Here is a 17,671-nt window from a genome sequence, read left to right as displayed (position 1 = left end):
CGAACGAAGGAGGGACGGCATGGCTCAAGTAAACGCGATCTATCCCTATATCAGCCAAAAGAATGCTTCCGCCTCGGCGACGAGCATGGACAACTCGACGATGGGCAAGGACGCCTTCCTGCAGCTGCTCGTCGCGCAGCTGAAATATCAGGATCCGCTCAAGCCGGCGGACAATACGACCTACATCGCCCAGCTCGCCCAGTTCTCGTCGGTCGAGCAGCTGTCCAACATCTCCGGCCAGCTCAACCTGCAGGGACAGAACCTCGGCCTGACGTCGGATCTCATCGGACGAACGGTCCAATGGGATGTCTATGACGCGGCCGGCAGGCTGACGACGGAGAGCGGCATCGTGGAGTCGATCATCTTGAAGGACGGCATGCAATATGTCATCTCCGCCGGCCAGAGCATTCCGCTGGACGCCGTCAAGCAGGTCGACGGCGGGGCGGCCGAGCCGGACGAATCCGGAACGGCTCCGGAGGCCGATACGGCCGACGCTTGATCGGACAGTCCAAAGGGAACATGCGGAACGAATGCAACGAGGTCCAGAACATCACCTATTCAGGAGGTTATTCAAATGCTTAGATCCATGTACTCCGGCGTATCCGGCATGCGCGGCTTCCAGACGAAGCTTGATGTCATCGGCAACAATATCGCCAACGTCAATACGGTCGGGTTCAAAGCCGGGCGCGTCATGTTCCAGGACATCCTCAGCCAGACCGTATCCGGGGCCAGCCAAGCGGAAGACGGCGTGCGCGGGGGCAAGAACGCGCAGCAGATCGGTCTCGGCGTCACGGTCGCTTCGGTCGACACGCTCCATACGGCGGGCAGCGCGATGACGACGAACGTTCCGACCGACCTGCGCATCGACGGCGACGGATTTTTCGCCGTTCGTCCGGCCGGCATGGAAGACGGCTTCTATCTGACGCGCGCGGGCAACTTCTCCGTCGACGCGGCGGGACAGCTCGTGACGGCGGACGGCGGGCTCGTGCTCAGCTCCGACGGCGAGCCGATCTCCCTGGCGGGAGTGAACGCGTATTCGATCGGCAAGAACGGCACGATCGTCGGCATCAACGCCGACGGCACGACCGGCGACGAGATCGCGACGATCGGCGTCGTGCAGGTGCAGAACCCGAACGGACTCGAGAAGATGGGCGCCAACCTGTACCGCTCCAGCGTGAACTCCAACGTCGAGGAGCTGGCGATCGGCGTGCCCGGCGACGCCGAGACCGGCACCGGCACGATCGTGGCCGGGCAGCTGGAGATGTCCAACGTGGACCTGACGAGCGAGTTTACGGAAATGATCGTCGCTCAGCGCGGCTTCCAGTCGAACTCCCGCATCATTACGACTTCCGATGAGATTCTGCAGGAGCTGGTCAATCTCAAGCGCTAACCGATGACGCTCCGGGCCTTGCTCCCGCGGCGCCGGCCTCTCCGCCGGCGCCGCAGGCGATGCCGCGGGGCCGCTCGTCGAGAAGGGAGTCCCATGGTCCAAGTAACGAGGCTGAACGGCAGCCGCCTCATGATCAACGCGCTGCTGATCGAGCTGATCGAAGAAACGCCGGATACGCTCCTTACGCTGACCACCGGCAAAAAAATGGTCATTCAGGAATCGGCCGAAGTGCTGACAGGCCGGATCGTCGAGTATCAACGGTCCATCGGCTTGCTGGCCGCTTCCGTGAAGGGCGCAGTGACGGAGGAATAACCGCGATGAAAAAAATGCTTCCCTGGTTGATCACGACCTTGCTGGCCATATCCTTGATCGCCGTCGTGGCCGTGTTCCTCTGGAATTCGGTCCTCGGCGACCCGAAGACGGCTGAAGGCGAGGGCAAGCCTGCCGTCGCAGCGGCGGCGAAGCCGATGTCCGCGGAAGAGCGGCTCGGCGTCACGCTCGAACTGAAGGACATCAAGCGGAACCTGAAGGACGAGGACAAGCTCGTCATCATCAGCTTCGCTTTCCAGCTGGACAAAAAAGCGGCGAAAGAGGAGCTCGACCAGATCAAGGACATCGCGGTCAAGCCGATCATCAACCGCATCCTCGCGGATACGGCGGCAGCCGACCTGCAAGGCTCCGCCGGACAAGATGCGCTCGAAGCGAAGCTGCTCAACGAAGTAAACAAGATTTTGCCGGAGGGCAAGCTGGTCAAGGTTTCGATAACCGACTATCTTCTCACGGATATTTGAGGCCGGAGCATCAGGCAAGGAGGTGAGAGAGTGGTAGATGTTCTGTCCCAAAATGAAATTGACGCGCTGCTGGCGGCCCTTTCATCCGGCGAGATGGATGCGGAAGAGCTCAAGAAGGAAGAGAGCCAGCGCAAGATCCGCTCTTACGACTTCAAGCGCGCGGTGCGGTTTTCCAAGGACCATATCCGCAGCCTGACGCGAATCCATGAAAACTTCGCGCGATTCCTGACGACGTACTTCTCCGCGCAGCTCCGCACGTTCGTGCAGATCAACGTCGTGCAGGTCGAGCAGCTGCCGTACGACGAGTTCATCCGGTCGATCCCGAAAATGACGATCCTGAACATATTCGAAGCGGAGCCTCTCGAGGGCCGGATGGTGCTCGAGGTCCATCCGAACGTCGCGTTCGCGATGGTGGACCGGCTGCTGGGCGGGGCCGGGACCGCTCCGTCCAAAATCGGAGCGCTCACCGAGATCGAGACGATGATCATGGAGAAAATTTTCAGCCGCGCGTTCGAAAGCCTCCAGGAGGCGTGGAAAACGGTCATCGATATTTCGCCTCGCCTGGACTCGCTCGAGACGAATCCGCAGTTCATGCAGATCGTCTCGCCCAACGAGACGATCGCTCTCATCTCGCTCAGCACGAAAATCGGCGATACGACCGGCATGATCAACCTGTGCATCCCGCATGTCGTCATCGAGCCGATCATGCCGAGACTGTCCGTGCACCACTGGTTCGTCTCGCAGAAGAAATCCAGAGCTCCGGAAGAAGTCGAAATGCTGGAGCAGAGGGTACATAAAGCAAAGCTTCCGATCATCGCGGAGCTGGGCGAGTCCTCGATCACGGTCAGCGAGTTCATGAGCCTGGCTGTCGGAGACGTGATCTCCCTCAACAAAACGGCCGGCGAAGGGCTGCATATCAAAGTTGGAGAGAAGCTGAAGTTCATCGGCAGCCCGGGGTCGGTCCGCGACCGGCTCGCGGTCCAGGTCGAGGAGATCGTACGTGAAGGAGCGGAAGAAGATTATGACGAGTAAGGATTACCTGTCCCAGGAAGAAATCGACGCGCTGCTCCGGCAGAGCTCCGGCGAAGCCGAAGCGGCGCCGTCCAGCGGCAGCGACCGGATCGAGGATTACCTGAGCGGCATCGAGCAGGACGCGCTCGGCGAGATCGGCAACATCACCTTCGGAAGCGCCGCTACGGCGCTGTCTACGCTGCTCGGCCGCAAGGTCGACATTACGACTCCGCAAGTCGCGCTGATCCGCCGCTCGGAGCTCGGCGACGCGTTTCCCAAGCCGCATGTCGCCGTGTCGGTCAGCTATGTGGAAGGCTTCGAGGGCATCAACTCCCTCGTCATCAAGACGAAGGACGCCGGCGTCATCGCCGATCTGATGCTCGGAGGCGAAGGCATCGTCGGGCAGCAGGAGCTGAACGACATCCACATCAGCGCCGTGCAGGAAGCGATGAACCAGATGATGGGCTCGTCCGCGACCTCGATGTCGACGATCTTCAACCGCATGGTGAACATCTCGCCGCCAGGCATCGACATCCTGGACGTGGAGCAGGGCGGGGGAATGCAGCAGCTGCCTCCGGACGACGTGTTCATCAAGATCAGCTTCCGCCTCATGATCGGCGATCTCATCGACTCGACGATCATGCAGCTGCTGCCGGTCAATTTCGCCAAGCAGATGGTCGACTCGCTGATGGGCGGATCCAGCTCTCAGGAAGCGGCGCCAGCCGCAGCGCCGGCTCCTGCGCCGGCCCCGACGCCAGCGCCTTCGCCGGCCGCGGAGCCGCAGCAGCAGGCTGCGCCAGCCGCGCCGCCACAGGCGGCGGTCCCGCAGCAGGCGTACTCGGCTCCGTACCCCGATCCGATGATGCCGGCCGCAGCGGCAGCACCGCAGACGCTCGGCACGCCAGCCGGACGGAACGTGAGCGTGCAGCCGGTCCAGTTCGGCGGCTTCCAGCCTGGAGGCTTCGCCAATCCGGACGAGACGAACCTCGGCCTGCTGCTCGACATCCCGCTCAAGGTGACGGTCGAGCTCGGACGCACCCAAAAGCAGATCAAGGACATCCTTGAGCTGTCCCAAGGCTCGATCATCGAGCTGGACAAGCTCGCCGGCGAGCCGGTCGACATCCTGGTCAACAACAAGCTGATCGCAAAAGGCGAAGTCGTTGTCATCGACGAGAATTTCGGCGTCCGCGTGACGGATATCGTCAGCCAGTGGGACCGCATCGCGAAAATACAGTAACTTACATCCTGGGAGGAAATGACAATGGCAAACCGTATTCTTATCGTGGATGATGCAGCCTTCATGCGAATGATGATTCGCGATATCCTGACCAAAAACGGCTACGAGGTCGTAGGAGAGGCGCAGGACGGCTCGCAGGCGATCGAAAAGTACAAGGAGCTCAAGCCGGATCTCATCACGATGGACATCACGATGCCCGAGATGGACGGCATTGCCGCGCTTAAGGAAATCAAAAAGATGGATGCCAACGTCAAGGTCATCATGTGCTCGGCGATGGGCCAGCAGGCGATGGTCATCGATGCGATCCAGGCCGGCGCCAAAGACTTCATCGTGAAGCCTTTCCAAGCCGATCGGGTCATCGAGGCGATCAAGAAAACGCTGGGCTGATCGTGAGCGTCGGAATCATCGCTTTCCTGCAAACCGCTCCTGCTGCCGCCGGGGCGGCAAGCGCTTCGCCCGACCCGGGAAGCCTGCTATTCCCTTCTCCCGCCGCCGAGCTCGACGGCGCGCCTCAGTTCACGGCCGGAAGCATGACGGGCAGTTTGATCTGGATGATCGTCGCGCTGGCGCTCGTCATCGGCCTGATCATGCTGCTCATCCGTTTCCTGTCCAGACGCAATCAGCTCTGGAACGGCGCTCGCACGCTGCAGTCGCTCGGCGGTCTGACGCTCGCCCCGAACAAGTCGATGCAGCTGGTCGAGGCCGGGGGCAAGATCTACGTGCTCGGCGTCGGGGACGACGTAGCGGTTCTGGATGTCATTGCCGATCCGGAGCAGGTGGCGGAGCTGAAAGGGAAGCTCGTCGAGCAAGGAATGGGAAAAAGTCCGATCGGGGATTGGCTGAAGGCCGTGCAGGAGCGCAAGGCCGTCCGGAAGGACGGGCAAATGCCGGATCGGGCCGACGAGGCAAAACGGTTTGAACGGATGCTTCAACAAAAGCTGGAGCAGCAGTCCAAGAAGCAGGAGCAAATGGAGCGGCTGCTGCAGGAAACCACGGACAGGGAACGGTTGAGAGAAGAATGAAAAGGAAATGGATGCTGGCGCTGCCCGCCATGCTTGCCCTATCGGCCTCTGCGGCGGCGGCCGCTTATGCGGAGCCTTTGCCGGGCATCGATATCAGCATCGGCGGAGGGGAATCGGGAGGATCGAGCGCGATCTCGCTGCTGCTGATGATCACGGTCCTGACGCTGGCCCCGTCGTTCCTGATTCTGATGACGAGCTTCACGCGCATCGTCATCGTGCTCGGGTTCGTGCGTACCTCGCTCGGAACGCAGCAGATGCCGCCCAACCAGGTGCTGATCGGACTGGCGTTGTTCCTGACGCTGTTCATCATGTCGCCGACGCTGTCGCAGGTGAACGAAACGGCGCTGCAGCCCTACCTGAAAGGCGAGCTGACGCAGACCGAAGCGCTGCAAGAGGCGTCGGTCCCGATGAAGAAGTTCATGTTCCAGCATACGAGAGAAAAGGATCTGCTGCTGTTCCTGGACTACTCCCAAGCGGAGAAGCCGGAAACGTACGAGGACATCCCGATCACGGTGCTTGTGCCGGCCTACGCCATCAGCGAGCTGAAGACGGCGTTCCAGATGGGCTTCATGATCTTCATCCCGTTTCTGATCATCGATATGGTCGTCTCCAGCACGCTGATGGCGATGGGCATGATGATGCTGCCTCCCGTCATGATCTCGCTTCCGTTCAAGATCCTCTTGTTCGTGCTCGTCGACGGCTGGTATCTGATCGTGAAGTCGCTGCTGCTCAGTTTCGGGACTTCATGAGTCCAGCGGGAGGGGATCAGGCATGAATTCGGACTTTATCATCGGCTTGGCCGGACAAGCCGTGCTCGTCGTCTTGAAAGCCAGCGCGCCGATGCTCATCCTCGGCCTCGTCGTCGGCCTCGTCATCAGCATCTTCCAGGCGACGACGCAGATCCAGGAGCAGACGCTGGCCTTCGTGCCGAAGATCGTGGCGGTGTTCGCAGCGCTGCTGCTGTTCGGACCTTGGATTCTCAGCACGCTGGTCGACTTCACGTACAATCTGCTGAACAACTTGCACCATTACATCGGGTAGGCGAGAGATGGACGCATTCATCCAGGGGTTTCCCGTCTTTCTGTTGATTTTTTGTCGAATCACTTCTTTTTTTGTCGTCGCACCCGTCTTCGCCTCCCGCACCGTGCCGGCGAGAATCAAGATCGGGCTCGGCGGCTTTGTCTCCTACCTGGTCTACCTGACGTACGGCACGGGACAGCAAGCGGTGCCGAATGCCGTCTACGTGCTGACCGTCCTGCAGGAAATTCTCGTCGGACTTCTGCTCGGCTTCATCGTCTACCTATTCTTCACGCTCGTCCAGACAGCGGGAGCGTTCATCGACCTGCAGGTCGGATTCGCGATGGCGAACGTCGTCGATCCGCTGACGGGCATCTCGGCTCCGATTACCGGCAACTTCAAGTACATGGTGCTGCTGCTTCTGTTCCTGACGATGAACGGCCATCTGCATTTGCTGCAGGCGCTGATGAACAGCTATCGCTGGATGCCGCTCGACCTGCATCTGTACGCGTTCATCGCGGACGGGACGATCAGCGAGTTTCTGATCAAAGGATTCTCCCAATCGTTCCTGCTGGCGCTGCAGATCGCCGCTCCGATCATCGTCGCGATGTTCCTGACCGACGTCGGGCTCGGATTTCTGGCGAAGACGGCTCCTCAGTACAATGTGTTCGTCATCGGAGCGCCGCTCAAGATCCTGCTCGGCGTGCTGCTGCTCGTGCTGCTCATGCCTTCGCTCGGCGTGCTGTTCGGCCACATCTTCTCCATCGTCTTCGATTTTCTCGGCGAGCTGTTCGGAGACATCCAGGGCGGAACGCCATGATCGCCGGAAGGAGGGAGCTTATGGACCGCAGGCTGCGCTTCCGGGTCGATCTCCAGCTGTTCAACGGGGAGAAGACGGAAGACGCCACGCCGAAGAAAAAGCAGGAGGCTCGGAACAAAGGGCAGGTAGCCAAGACGCAGGAGCTTGGCGGAGCCTTCATCATCCTGTTCGTTTTCGGAAGCTTCTATATGCTGGGCGGCTTCTATAAAGAAAGGATCTACCGGCTGTTCGGCAGCCTGTTCAACGACTGGCTGCAGATGACGCTGTCCGACGGCAACACGATGTCGCTGTTCTATGACGTCATGGTCCAGATCCTTATCCTGATCGCGCCGATCCTGCTGCTCGTGTTCATCGCCGGCCTGATCGTCAACTACGCGCAGATCGGATTCCTGTTCACGGGCGAGCCGCTCAAGCCGGACTTCAAGAAGCTCGATCCGATCAAAGGGCTCAAGAACATCTTCTCAGCCCGATCGCTGGTCGAGTTTCTCAAGAGCATCCTCAAGCTTACGGTCGTCGGCTTCCTCGTCTTCTCGGCGATCTGGGGAGAATGGGACCGGATCCTGCTGCTCGCGCATGTGCCGGTGGAGCAGATCTTCCGTTTCACCGCGGGGCTCGTGCTCAAGCTGGGCCTGCAGTTCGGCGCGCTGCTCATCGTCATCGGCGTGCTCGATTATTTTTATCAGCGCTACGAGCATGAGAAGAGCTTGCGGATGTCCAAGCAGGACATCAAGGACGAATATGTCAAGACGGAAGGCAATCCGCTCATCAAAGGCAAGATCAAGGAACGCCAGCGCCGGATGGCGCTGCAGCGGATGATGCAGGAAGTGCCGAAAGCCGATGTCGTCATCACCAACCCGACGCACTTCGCGATCGCGATCAAGTACGAGGGCGGGAAGATGGAGGCTCCGGTCATTCTCGCGAAGGGAATGGATTACGTCGCTCTGAGGATCAAGGAAATCGCCAAGGAGAACGGGGTCATGACCATGGAGAACCGGCCGCTGGCGAGAGCGCTGTACGACCGGGCCGAGATCGGGGATACGATCCCCGCGGACCTGTTCCAAGCGGTCGCCGAAGTTCTGGCCTATGTATACAAGCTGAAGGGCCGCAGCAAATCATCTTAACTTGAGTGAACCGGAGGCATTCGTCATGAAACTGAGGGACCTGGCAGTTTTGGTGGGGGTTATCGGCATCGTCATGATGATGGTCATCCCTGTGCCTACTTTCCTGATGGACGTCCTGCTCGTAATCAACATATCGGTCGCGCTCATCATTCTCTTAATAGCGATGAACACGAAAGAGGCGCTGGACTTCTCGATCTTTCCGGCGCTGCTGCTGATTACGACGCTGTTCAGGCTTGCCCTGAACGTATCGACCACGCGCAACATTCTCGTGCATGCCCATGCGGGCGAAGTGGTCATGACCTTCGGGAACTGGGTCGCCGGCGGTCAGGTCGCCATCGGCTTCGTCGTCTTCCTCATCCTCGTCGTCGTCCAGTTCATCGTCATCACGAAAGGCTCCGAACGCGTCGCCGAGGTCGCCGCAAGGTTCACTCTCGACGCGATGCCCGGCAAGCAGATGAGCATCGACGCCGATCTGAACGCCGGTCTGATCAACGAGCAGCAAGCGCGCGCGCGGCGCTCCAAGATCGAGCGGGAAGCGGACTTCTACGGATCGATGGACGGCGCGAGCAAGTTCGTCAAGGGCGATGCGATTGCCTCGATCATCATCCTCATCATCAATCTGCTCGGCGGCTTCATCATCGGCATGACCGTCAAGGGCATGGGCTTCGGCGAAGCGCTGCAGACCTATTCGATCCTGACGATCGGCGACGGTCTCGTCAGCCAGATCCCGGCGCTGCTCATCTCCACGGCCGCAGGCCTGATCGTGACGAGAGCGGCATCCGAGGGCAACCTGGCCCACGATCTCAGCTTGCAGATGATGCGCTATCCGCATCTGCTGTACGTCGTCGCCGGCACGATCGCGCTGCTCGGACTGTTTACGCCGATCGGCGTCGTCCGCACGTTCCCGATCGCCATCCTGATCGCCTTCCTCGGCTGGAAGATGCAGGGGGCGCAGAGCAAGCAGCTGCAGGAGCAGGAGCAGCTCGTCGAGGAACAGCAGATCGAGGAGGTGCGGAGTCCGGAAAGCGTCGTCAGCCTGCTGCAGGTCGATCCGATCGAATTCGAGTTCGGCTACGGGCTCATCCCGCTCGCCGACACGCAGCAAGGCGGCGACCTGCTGGACCGGATCATCATGATCCGCAGGCAATGCGCGCTTGAGCTCGGGCTCGTCGTGCCGGTCATCCGGATCCGCGACAACATCCAGCTGCGCCCGAACGAATACGTCATCAAGCTCAAGGGCAATCAGGTCGCTCGCGGCGATCTGCTGCTGAACCACTATCTGGCGATGAGCCCGGGCTTCGAGGACGAGTCGATCATCGGCATCGAGACGACGGAGCCGGCGTTCGGACTTCCAGCGCTGTGGATCGACGAAGCGACGAAGGAGCGGGCGGAGATGTCCGGCTATACGGTTGTCGATCCGCCGTCGGTCGTCGCCACGCATCTGACCGAGATCATCAAGCGGCATGCGCATGAGCTGCTCGGCAGGCAGGAGGCCAAGGCGCTCGTCGACAATGTGCGCGAGGCGTATCCGGCGCTCGTCGACGAGCTCATCCCGTCGATCATGACGGTCGGAGACGTCCAGAAGGTGCTGGCCAAGCTGCTGAAGGAAAAGATCTCGATCCGCGATCTGGTGACGATCTTCGAGACGCTGGCCGATCACGGCCTGTACACCAAGGACCCCGACATCCTGACCGAATACGCGAGACAGGCGCTTTCGCGCCAGATCACGCAGCAGTTCAGCGCGGGCGGCGGTTCGATGAAGGTCATCACGGTCAGCCCGGCGCTCGAGAAGCGCATCGCCGAATCGGTGCAGCAGACGGAGCAGGGCAGCTATCTGGCGATGGATCCGGTCGCTTCCCAGCAGATCTGCAGCCGCATCAGCGAGCAGGTTTCCCGCCAGATCCAGTCCGGCCATCAGCCGGTCGTGCTGGCGTCGCCTACGATCCGCATGTATTTGCGGCAATTGATCGAGCGGGTGATGGGCGACGTGCCGGTGCTGTCCTACAGCGAGCTTGAGCCGTCGGTTGAAGTCCAGAGCGTAGGGACGGTGAGCTTGTGAAGGTAAAGCGATATGTCGTCGCATCCGTGCCGGAGGCGCTGCCGCTCATCCGCGGCGATCTCGGCAGCGATGCGGTCATTCTCAGCACCAAGGAAATCAAGACCGGAGGCGTGCTCGGCCTGTTCGGCAAGCGCCGCATGGAAGTCATCGCGGCAGCGGAGACGAAGCCCGTTCCGAAGCCTGCTCCGGCGCGCCAGCCGGCGGCGAGGCCGGCTGCAGCCCTTGCGGCTTCGCCGAGCGGGCTGGGGATGGCGGAAGAAGCCCAGGCAGAGCCCGCGACAACGCTTGGACGTCCGGCGGAGCCTCCTGCGGAGAGCTGGCGTCGTCCGGAGCCGCCGCCGGAACCTCTGCCGGAGGCGCCATCGCCTCCGCCTCGGCGGGATCGGATGCCGACGGACGGTCGTCCGTCGGCGGACGCATTGCAGGACGAGCTGCTGCAGGAGGTTCGCGGCCTCAAGACGTGGATCCGCCAGCTCGGCCTCCAGCAGGAAGCGGACGGCCGCAGCGAGCCGCTGCGCCAGCTCATGGAGCGGCTGGAGCGGCAGGAGGTCGCTGCCGAATGGCGCGACAGGCTTCTCGAGGAGCTGCGGACGGAGCCGGACTTCGAGTCGTTGTCCCTGCAGCCCGAGGCGCTGCGGGAAGCGGCTCGAGCTGTAATCGAGCGATGGCTGTCGCCGTTCGAAGTCGGGGGAGACATCCTCGACCAGGCGAGGACGATCCATTTCGTCGGACCGACCGGCGTCGGCAAAACGACGACGATCGCCAAGCTGGCCGCATGCGAGACGCTGCAGCGCCAGCGGTCGGTCGGCCTGATCACGGCCGACACGTACCGGATCGCGGCGGTCGACCAGCTGCGCACGTACGCCGACATCCTCGGCGTTCCGCTCGAGGTCGTCTTTTCGCCGGCCGAGGCGGCGCGGGCGTTCCAGCAGCTGGCGGACAAGGATATCGTGCTGATGGACACGGCGGGACGCAATTACCGCAGCGAGCTGCAGATCAACGAGGTGAGCAGCATGCTGCGGACGGGATCGGCGAGCGAGACTTGCCTCGTGCTCAGCCTTACGGCAAGGACAGCGGATATGGAATCGGTGGCGCTTCCGTTCATCGAGCACGGCGTAACGAAAGCGATCTTCACGAAGCTTGACGAGACGCGAGTGTACGGAGCTTTGCTGAACCTGTCGCTGTCGCATCGGCTCCAGCCGCTCTACATCGCCTCGGGCCAGACGGTGCCGGACGATCTCGAGCGCTTCAGCAGCCGCCGCTACGCCGCCTTGCTGATCGGAGACGGGGCGGATGTCTGATCAGGCGCAGGCGCTTCGCGATCTGATCCGACGGCAGCACGCCTCCTCGGCGGCAGAGCCGCCGAGGTCGACGCGCATCTTGACGGTAGCAAGCGGGAAGGGAGGCGTCGGCAAGTCGAACTTCAGCCTGAACTTCGCGCTGTCGCTGCAGAAGCTCGGCCAAAAGGTGCTCGTGTTCGACGCCGACATCGGCATGGCCAATCTCGACGTGCTGATGGGGGTGTCGGCTCCGTATTCGCTCTATCATCTCTTCCGGGGCGAGCGGCCGATTCGGGACATCATCCAGCTCGGTCCGGGAGGGATCCACTTCATCGCCGGCGGCTCCGGATTCCGCGAGCTGCTCCATCTCAGCGAGGAGCAGCTGCAGCAGGCGGATCGGGAGATCGAGCGGCTGCAGGGAGAGTACGACTTCATCCTGTTCGATACCGGGGCGGGACTCAGCAAGGAAGCGGAGCGCTTCATCGGCGCCTCCCACGAGAGCATCGTCGTCACGACGCCGGAGCCGACCTCGATCACCGACGCCTATGCGCTCGTCAAGATGGTGTCGCACAGCCGGCCGGACGCAAGCTTCCGGCTGCTCGTGAACCGGGCGGCGGACGAACGGGAAGGACGCCAGACCGCCGAAAAGATGGATCTCGCGGCGCAGCGCTTCCTGGACATCCGCCTTCCATTCTTAGGCAGCGTCGCGGATGATCCGCATGTCGGCAAGGCGGTCCGGCGGCAGACGCCGTTCACGCTCGCGTACCCGGACTGCAAGGCGTCGCGCGACGTGCTGGCGGCGGCCAGAGGCTACCTGGATCTTCCTCGCGGAGATGCCTCCCGCACAGTCAAAGGCTTCTTTCATCAATGGTTCAATCGCAAACGCAACCTTTGACTTCATGACAAGGAGAGATCGGCGGATGTCCCCATATCGAGTGCTCGTCGTAGACGATTCGGCCTTCATGAGAGCCGTCATCAAGGATCTGATCGAGGAGGATCCGGCGTTCGAGGTGGCGGGCATGGCCCGCAACGGCGTCGAAGCGATCGAGGCGGCTTCCCGCCTCGACCCGGATGCCATGACGCTGGACTTGGAAATGCCGGAGATGAACGGAATCGACGCGCTGGAGGCGATCATGGCCTCGAATCCGCTGCCGGTCATCATGTTCTCCGGAATCAGCGAGGAGCACACCTCGCTGACGATCGCCGCGCTGCAGCAAGGCGCGTTCGACTTCATCCGCAAGCCGGCGGCAAGCTCTCCGCCGGGCGAGATCTCAACGATCGGCCGGCTGCTGAGGGAAAAGCTCCACACCGCCGTCCTCATCCGCGAGCGGATGAGGCGTCAGCACGAAGAGGCGGCGCTGGCGGCCGAGCGGGCGAAGACGGCGAAGCCTCGCCAGCCGGATCGCCGCTCTTCGGTTCCGCCGGCCGGTGCCGGCAAAAGCGGGACGGAGAGGCCGGACGCTGCGGCCAAGCCGGCCGGCCGAACGGCCGGATCGCCTTCGGCGGCGGCGCCGAAGCTGCCGGCCGCCAAGCCTGAAAAGCCGGCCGGCCCGCCCTCCGCTCGGCCGCGGCCGGAAGCGGCGGCCGAGCCGAAGGCTGGACGCCCCGCCGCTTCCAAGCCGCTCCGTCCCGCCGCCACGGCCGGAGCGGCGGCCGGCAGCCGCAATTTCGAGCATCTGATCGCCGTCGGCACGTCGACAGGCGGACCGCGCGCGCTGCAGGAGCTGATCGCCGGGTTGCCGGAGGACTTGCCGGCTCCGGTGCTGATCGTGCAGCATATGCCGCCGCGCTTCACCGCCTCGCTCGCAAAGCGGCTCGACGGAGCCGGGCCGCTGACCGTCCATGAAGCCGTGGACGGCCAGCCGGTCATGACGGGCCATGTGTATCTGGCTCCCGGAGGCAATCATATGCGTCTCGACCGGGATGAGCGAGGGTATTTCATCCGGCTGTCGCAGGACGAGCCGGTAAGCGGGCATCGCCCCTCGGTCGACGTGCTGTACCGCTCGCTCGTGCCGCATGGCGGCCTCAAGCGGCACGGCGTCATCCTGACCGGCATGGGGAGCGACGGGGCCAAGGGCATGCTGGAGCTGAAGGAAAGCGGGGCCGCCAGCACGATCGCCGAATCCGAGGAAAGCTGCGTCGTCTACGGCATGCCTCGCAGCTGCGTCGAGAATGGAAGCTGCGTCACGGTGCTTCCGCTCTCGTCGATCGCCAAGGAGCTTTCCGTCCGCTGCCTCGGCTAACCGAACGGTCAACTTACAGGAGGTGTGGACTCGATTATGGATATGAACGCTTATCTTTCCATGTTTATCGATGAATCCCAGGATCATCTGCAAGCCCTCAACGAGAATTTGCTGAAGCTCGAAGGCGATCCGAACGATCTGAGCATCGTCCAGGTCATTTTCCGCTCGGCGCATACGCTCAAGGGGATGTCCGCCACGATGGGATTCGAGGATCTCGCCTCGCTCACCCACGAGATGGAAAACGTGCTCGATCTGGTCCGCAATGGAAAGCTGGCGATGGACGCGTTCATCTTCGACGTGCTGTTCAAGGGACTGGACGCGCTGGAGAGCATGGTCGCCGACATTACGGCCGGAGGCCAGGGCAAGGCGGACGTCGGAAGCATCGTCGGCGCGCTGAAGTCGATCGTCGACGGCAGCTACTTAACCCGGACCGAGACGGCGGCGGCCGCGGTCGCAGCGCCGGCCGGTCCTGCGGCGGCGATCGACGAATTCCAGCTGTCCGTACTGAAGCAGTCGATGGACAGCGGCCTCAAGGCTCTGCGCATCGACGTCTCGCTCGAAGAGAGCTGCGTGCTCAAGGCGGCGAGAGCCTACATGGTGTTCAACCTGCTGGAGGAAAAAGGGGAGGTCGTCAAGTCGATTCCTTCCGTCACCGAGCTCGAGCAGGAGCAGTTCGACCGCTCGTTCACCGTCATCTTCGTCACGGAGCATGACGCCAAGGGACTGGAGGAAGCCGTCGGCGGCATCTCCGAGGTCGCGGCCGCTCGCGCCGAGGAGCTGGATGCCGGCACGCTCGAGCGCTTGGCGCGCCCGGAGCCTGCCGCCAAGCCGGCTGCCGGCGCAGCGGCGCCGAGCGCGCCTGCCGCCAAGCCGGCCGAGCCGCCCGCAGCCGGGGAAGCTCGCAAGCCGGCTGGCGGAGCTCCCGCCGCTTCCCGCACGATTCGCGTCGACATCGAGCGGCTGGACGCGCTGATGAACCTGTTCAGCGAGCTGCTCATCGACCGCTCGCGGCTTGAGCAGCTGTCGTCGGAGATCGGACGGGGAGAGCTGACGGAGACGGTCGAGCATCTGTCCCGCATCAGCGGCGACCTGCAGAACATCGTCCTCAAGCTGAGGATGGTGCCGGTGGATACCGTGTTCAACCGCTTCCCGCGGATGATCCGCGACCTCGCCCGCTCGCTCGACAAGAAGGTCGAGCTGATCGTGACCGGAGCGGACACCGAGCTCGACCGCACCGTCATCGACGAGATCGGCGACCCGCTCGTGCATCTGCTCCGCAACTCTCTCGATCACGGCCTCGAGACGACGGAAGGCCGCCTGCAGGCCGGCAAGCCGGAGACGGGCACGATCTGGCTGCGCGCCTACCACAGCGGCAACCATGTGTTCATCGAGGTGGAGGAGGACGGCCGCGGCATCAACTCCGACAAGGTGAAGGCCAAAGCGGTGGAGAACGGAGTGCTCTCGCCCGAGGAGGCCGCCAGGCTGACCGTCGACGAGATGAACAACCTCATTTTCGCGCCGGGCTTCAGCACGGCCGACCAGATTTCGGACATTTCGGGACGCGGCGTCGGGCTCGACGTCGTCCGCTCGAAGATCCTTTCGCTCGGAGGCAACGTCTCGGTCGAGAGCAAGGCGGGCGTCGGCTCCAAATTCAGCATCCAGCTGCCGCTCACGCTGTCGATCATTACGGCGATGCTCGTCAAGCTCGGCTCCGAGAAGTACGCCGTGCCGCTCACGTCGATCGTCGAGACCGGCATCGTGAAGCGGGAAGCGATCCTGACCGTGCACGGCAATCGCATGCTTTCCTACCGCAATGCGGTCATTCCGGTCGTTTCCCTCAGCCGCGTGCTGGGCGCTCCCGACTATCGCGAGGATGACGAGGAGGAGAGCGAGTACATCGTCATCCGCAAGGGCGACAAGTGGGCCGCCGTCATCGTCGACGACTTCATCGGGCAGAGCGACATCGTGCTCAAGTCGATGGGAGCTTACCTTGGACAGACGCCTGCGGTATCCGGCGCGACGATATTGGGAGACGGCCAGGTTGCCCTGATCATCGACCCGAACGCGCTTTTCAAATAAGCGAAGGAGGATGGGAATTATGGCTGAAGACATCAAGGTGATCGTGTTTTCGCTCGGAGAAGAGGAGTACGGCATCGAGGTCGACAAGGTGAAGACGGTCGAGCGGCTCATGCCGATTACGCGCGTGCCGAAAACGCCGGCGTTCGTCAAGGGCGTCGTCAATCTGCGCGGCGTCGTCGTGCCGGTCATCGACCTGCGCGGCCGATTCGGACTGGCGGAGACGGAGCAGACGGAAGCGACCCGGATCATCGTCGTGAGCTCCGGCGAGATGGAGGTCGGCTTCATCGTCGACCGAGCGAACGATGTGACGGATATCAGCAGCGACCAGATCGAGCTGCCGCCGGAAGTCGTCGGCGGCATCCAGGCCAAGTATTTGCGCGGAGTCGCCAAGACCGACGGCGGACGGCTGCTCGTCATGCTCAACCTGTCCGAGGTGCTCAATAAATCGGAGCTTGTGCAGCTGGAACAGATGGAGGCTTGATCGGCGTGAGGTCATACGGCAAGCTTGCCGAATTCGAGCTCGACGTGCTGAAGGAAGTCGGCAATATCGGCTCCGGCCATGCGGCGACCGCGCTGTCCACGCTGCTGAATCGTCCGGTCGACATGGCGGTGCCCAAGGTGAGCCTCGTGCCGTTCGAGGAAGTCGCCGAACGCGCGGGCGGAGCCGAACAGCTTGTCGTGGCCGTGTTCCTGAGGGTGGACGGCGATGCTCCGGGCAATCTGTTCTACATCATGAACCCGGTCGCCGCCAAGCGCTTGCTGCGAAGGCTGGCGGCGATGGAAGTCGAGGAGGATCTGGAGTACTCGGAAATGGAGCTGTCCGCCTTGAGCGAGATCGGCAACATCCTGGCCGGCTCCTACTTGTCCTCTCTCGCCGATCTGACGCGCCTCGCCTTATCGCCGAGCGTGCCAGCCGTGGCCCTCGACATGGCTGGCGCCGTGCTCGCTTACGGGCTCATGCAATACGGAGAGATGGGCGATGCGGCGCTGCTGGTCGAGACGCGCTTCCAGGGCGACGGGGAGGAGATCGAGGGCCAGTTTTTCCTGATTCCGGACCCCGATTCGTTCCCGACGCTGTTCCGTTCGCTCGGAGTGGACGTGCCATGATCCAGCAGCCGATCGTCAAGGTCGCCATGGCCGATCTGGGCGTCGCTGTGCGCGGGGAATGCATCCGGACGACCGGTCTCGGCTCCTGCGTCGGACTGACGCTGTACGATGCCGTACGGAAGATCGGTGGCATGGCCCATGTCATGCTGCCGGACTCCTCCATCGCCCGCGAGTTTCCGTTCAACCGCGCCAAGTATGCCGACACGGCTGTTCCTCTGCTGATCGAGGAGCTGGAAAAGGCGGGGGCGAGAGTGGAGCGGATGAACGCAAAGATGGCGGGCGGAGCCCAGATGTTCGCCTCTCTCGCGCAGAGCGACTCGCTGCGCATCGGCCCGAGAAACGTGGAAAGCTGCGCGCTGCTGCTCTCGCGCATCGGCATTCCGGTCGTGGCCGAGGATACCGGCGGAAATTACGGACGCACCATCGAGCTGGATTCGGAAACGGGCATCCTTACGATCCGTTCCGCCCAGAATGGCACAAAGGAGCTGTAGCGA

At 62.5% G+C, this 17,671-nt stretch carries 20 protein-coding genes; all 20 read left to right on the top strand.

All coding sequences use genetic code 11. The features are described 5' to 3' along the window. Window positions 1-19: 19 nt before the first annotated feature. The 20 genes from B8V81_RS22605 (at window position 20) to B8V81_RS22510 (ending at window position 17,668) form a co-directional block, all read left to right on the top strand. A complete protein-coding gene (locus B8V81_RS22605; protein ID WP_052332924.1) occupies window positions 20-499 on the top strand; it encodes a flagellar hook capping FlgD N-terminal domain-containing protein in 480 nt (159 codons plus the stop codon). Between the two features lie 75 nt (window positions 500-574). After that, window positions 575-1,390 carry a flagellar hook-basal body complex protein gene (locus B8V81_RS22600; RefSeq protein ID WP_028597430.1) on the top strand — a complete coding sequence of 272 codons (816 nt, stop codon included), beginning with the start codon at window positions 575-577 and terminating at the stop codon, window positions 1,388-1,390. A 93-nt stretch (window positions 1,391-1,483) separates the two neighbouring features. Next, window positions 1,484-1,702 carry a flagellar FlbD family protein gene (locus B8V81_RS22595; RefSeq protein WP_028597429.1) on the top strand — a complete coding sequence of 73 codons (219 nt, stop codon included), beginning with the start codon at window positions 1,484-1,486 and terminating at the stop codon, window positions 1,700-1,702. A 5-nt stretch (window positions 1,703-1,707) separates the two neighbouring features. Then, entirely contained in the window at window positions 1,708-2,181 is a 474-nt protein-coding gene (locus B8V81_RS22590; RefSeq protein ID WP_028597428.1) for a flagellar basal body-associated FliL family protein, read from the top strand. 30 nt (window positions 2,182-2,211) lie between these two features. Further along, window positions 2,212-3,213: a flagellar motor switch protein FliM gene (gene fliM, locus B8V81_RS22585; RefSeq protein ID WP_028597427.1), complete on the top strand. Its 1,002-nt coding sequence runs from the start codon at window positions 2,212-2,214 to the stop codon at window positions 3,211-3,213. Continuing rightward, window positions 3,203-4,429, top strand: coding sequence for a flagellar motor switch phosphatase FliY (gene fliY / locus B8V81_RS22580; protein ID WP_028597426.1), 1,227 nt, complete (start codon window positions 3,203-3,205; stop codon window positions 4,427-4,429). Before fliM ends, fliY begins: the two co-directional genes overlap by 11 nt. Window positions 4,430-4,453: 24 nt before the next feature. Continuing rightward, window positions 4,454-4,816: a response regulator gene (locus B8V81_RS22575; RefSeq protein WP_028597425.1), complete on the top strand. Its 363-nt coding sequence runs from the start codon at window positions 4,454-4,456 to the stop codon at window positions 4,814-4,816. Window positions 4,817-4,818: 2 nt separating this feature from the next. Continuing rightward, window positions 4,819-5,451, top strand: a complete 633-nt coding sequence (locus B8V81_RS22570; protein WP_052332923.1) for a flagellar biosynthetic protein FliO — start codon at window positions 4,819-4,821, stop codon at window positions 5,449-5,451. After that, window positions 5,448-6,200, top strand: a complete 753-nt coding sequence (gene fliP / locus B8V81_RS22565; RefSeq protein WP_028597423.1) for a flagellar type III secretion system pore protein FliP — start codon at window positions 5,448-5,450, stop codon at window positions 6,198-6,200. Before B8V81_RS22570 ends, fliP begins: the two co-directional genes overlap by 4 nt. A 22-nt stretch (window positions 6,201-6,222) precedes the next feature. Then, window positions 6,223-6,492: a flagellar biosynthesis protein FliQ gene (fliQ, locus tag B8V81_RS22560; RefSeq protein WP_028597422.1), complete on the top strand. Its 270-nt coding sequence runs from the start codon at window positions 6,223-6,225 to the stop codon at window positions 6,490-6,492. A 7-nt stretch (window positions 6,493-6,499) separates the two neighbouring features. Continuing rightward, window positions 6,500-7,288, top strand: a complete 789-nt coding sequence (gene fliR, locus B8V81_RS22555) for a flagellar biosynthetic protein FliR (RefSeq protein WP_028597421.1) — start codon at window positions 6,500-6,502, stop codon at window positions 7,286-7,288. Between the two features lie 20 nt (window positions 7,289-7,308). Next, complete coding sequence (gene flhB, locus B8V81_RS22550) at window positions 7,309-8,409, top strand: flagellar biosynthesis protein FlhB (protein WP_028597420.1); 1,101 nt, start codon at window positions 7,309-7,311, stop codon at window positions 8,407-8,409. 25 nt (window positions 8,410-8,434) lie between these two features. After that, window positions 8,435-10,468 carry a flagellar biosynthesis protein FlhA gene (flhA, locus tag B8V81_RS22545; RefSeq protein ID WP_028597419.1) on the top strand — a complete coding sequence of 678 codons (2,034 nt, stop codon included), beginning with the start codon at window positions 8,435-8,437 and terminating at the stop codon, window positions 10,466-10,468. After that, complete coding sequence (gene flhF / locus B8V81_RS22540) at window positions 10,465-11,769, top strand: flagellar biosynthesis GTPase FlhF (RefSeq protein ID WP_028597418.1); 1,305 nt, start codon at window positions 10,465-10,467, stop codon at window positions 11,767-11,769. Before flhA ends, flhF begins: the two co-directional genes overlap by 4 nt. Beyond that, window positions 11,762-12,643, top strand: coding sequence for a MinD/ParA family protein (locus B8V81_RS22535; protein ID WP_028597417.1), 882 nt, complete (start codon window positions 11,762-11,764; stop codon window positions 12,641-12,643). The genes flhF and B8V81_RS22535 overlap by 8 nt, the downstream gene beginning before the upstream one ends. A gap of 25 nt (window positions 12,644-12,668) precedes the next feature. After that, on the top strand, window positions 12,669-13,991 hold the full coding sequence (locus B8V81_RS22530; protein ID WP_101809236.1) for a protein-glutamate methylesterase/protein-glutamine glutaminase: 1,323 nt from the start codon (window positions 12,669-12,671) through the stop codon (window positions 13,989-13,991). 36 nt (window positions 13,992-14,027) lie between these two features. After that, window positions 14,028-16,070, top strand: a complete 2,043-nt coding sequence (locus tag B8V81_RS22525; protein ID WP_101809235.1) for a chemotaxis protein CheA — start codon at window positions 14,028-14,030, stop codon at window positions 16,068-16,070. Between the two features lie 19 nt (window positions 16,071-16,089). Beyond that, complete coding sequence (locus B8V81_RS22520) at window positions 16,090-16,551, top strand: chemotaxis protein CheW (RefSeq protein ID WP_028597414.1); 462 nt, start codon at window positions 16,090-16,092, stop codon at window positions 16,549-16,551. Between the two features lie 5 nt (window positions 16,552-16,556). Further along, window positions 16,557-17,177 (top strand): chemotaxis protein CheC, encoded by a 621-nt coding sequence (locus B8V81_RS22515; protein ID WP_028597413.1) that lies wholly within the window; start codon window positions 16,557-16,559, stop codon window positions 17,175-17,177. After that, the gene (locus B8V81_RS22510; protein WP_028597412.1) at window positions 17,174-17,668 is read left to right on the top strand and encodes a chemotaxis protein CheD; all 495 of its coding nucleotides are present in this window, start codon (window positions 17,174-17,176) and stop codon (window positions 17,666-17,668) included. The genes B8V81_RS22515 and B8V81_RS22510 overlap by 4 nt, the downstream gene beginning before the upstream one ends. Window positions 17,669-17,671 lie beyond the last annotated feature (3 nt).

This window comes from Paenibacillus pasadenensis, assembly GCF_002864175.1.
In the GTDB taxonomy this organism is placed as follows: Bacteria; Bacillota; Bacilli; order Paenibacillales; family Paenibacillaceae; genus Paenibacillus_O; species Paenibacillus_O pasadenensis.
The sequence above is the reverse complement of the archived record's forward strand: the minus strand, read 5'-3'. Positions and strand labels throughout refer to the sequence as shown.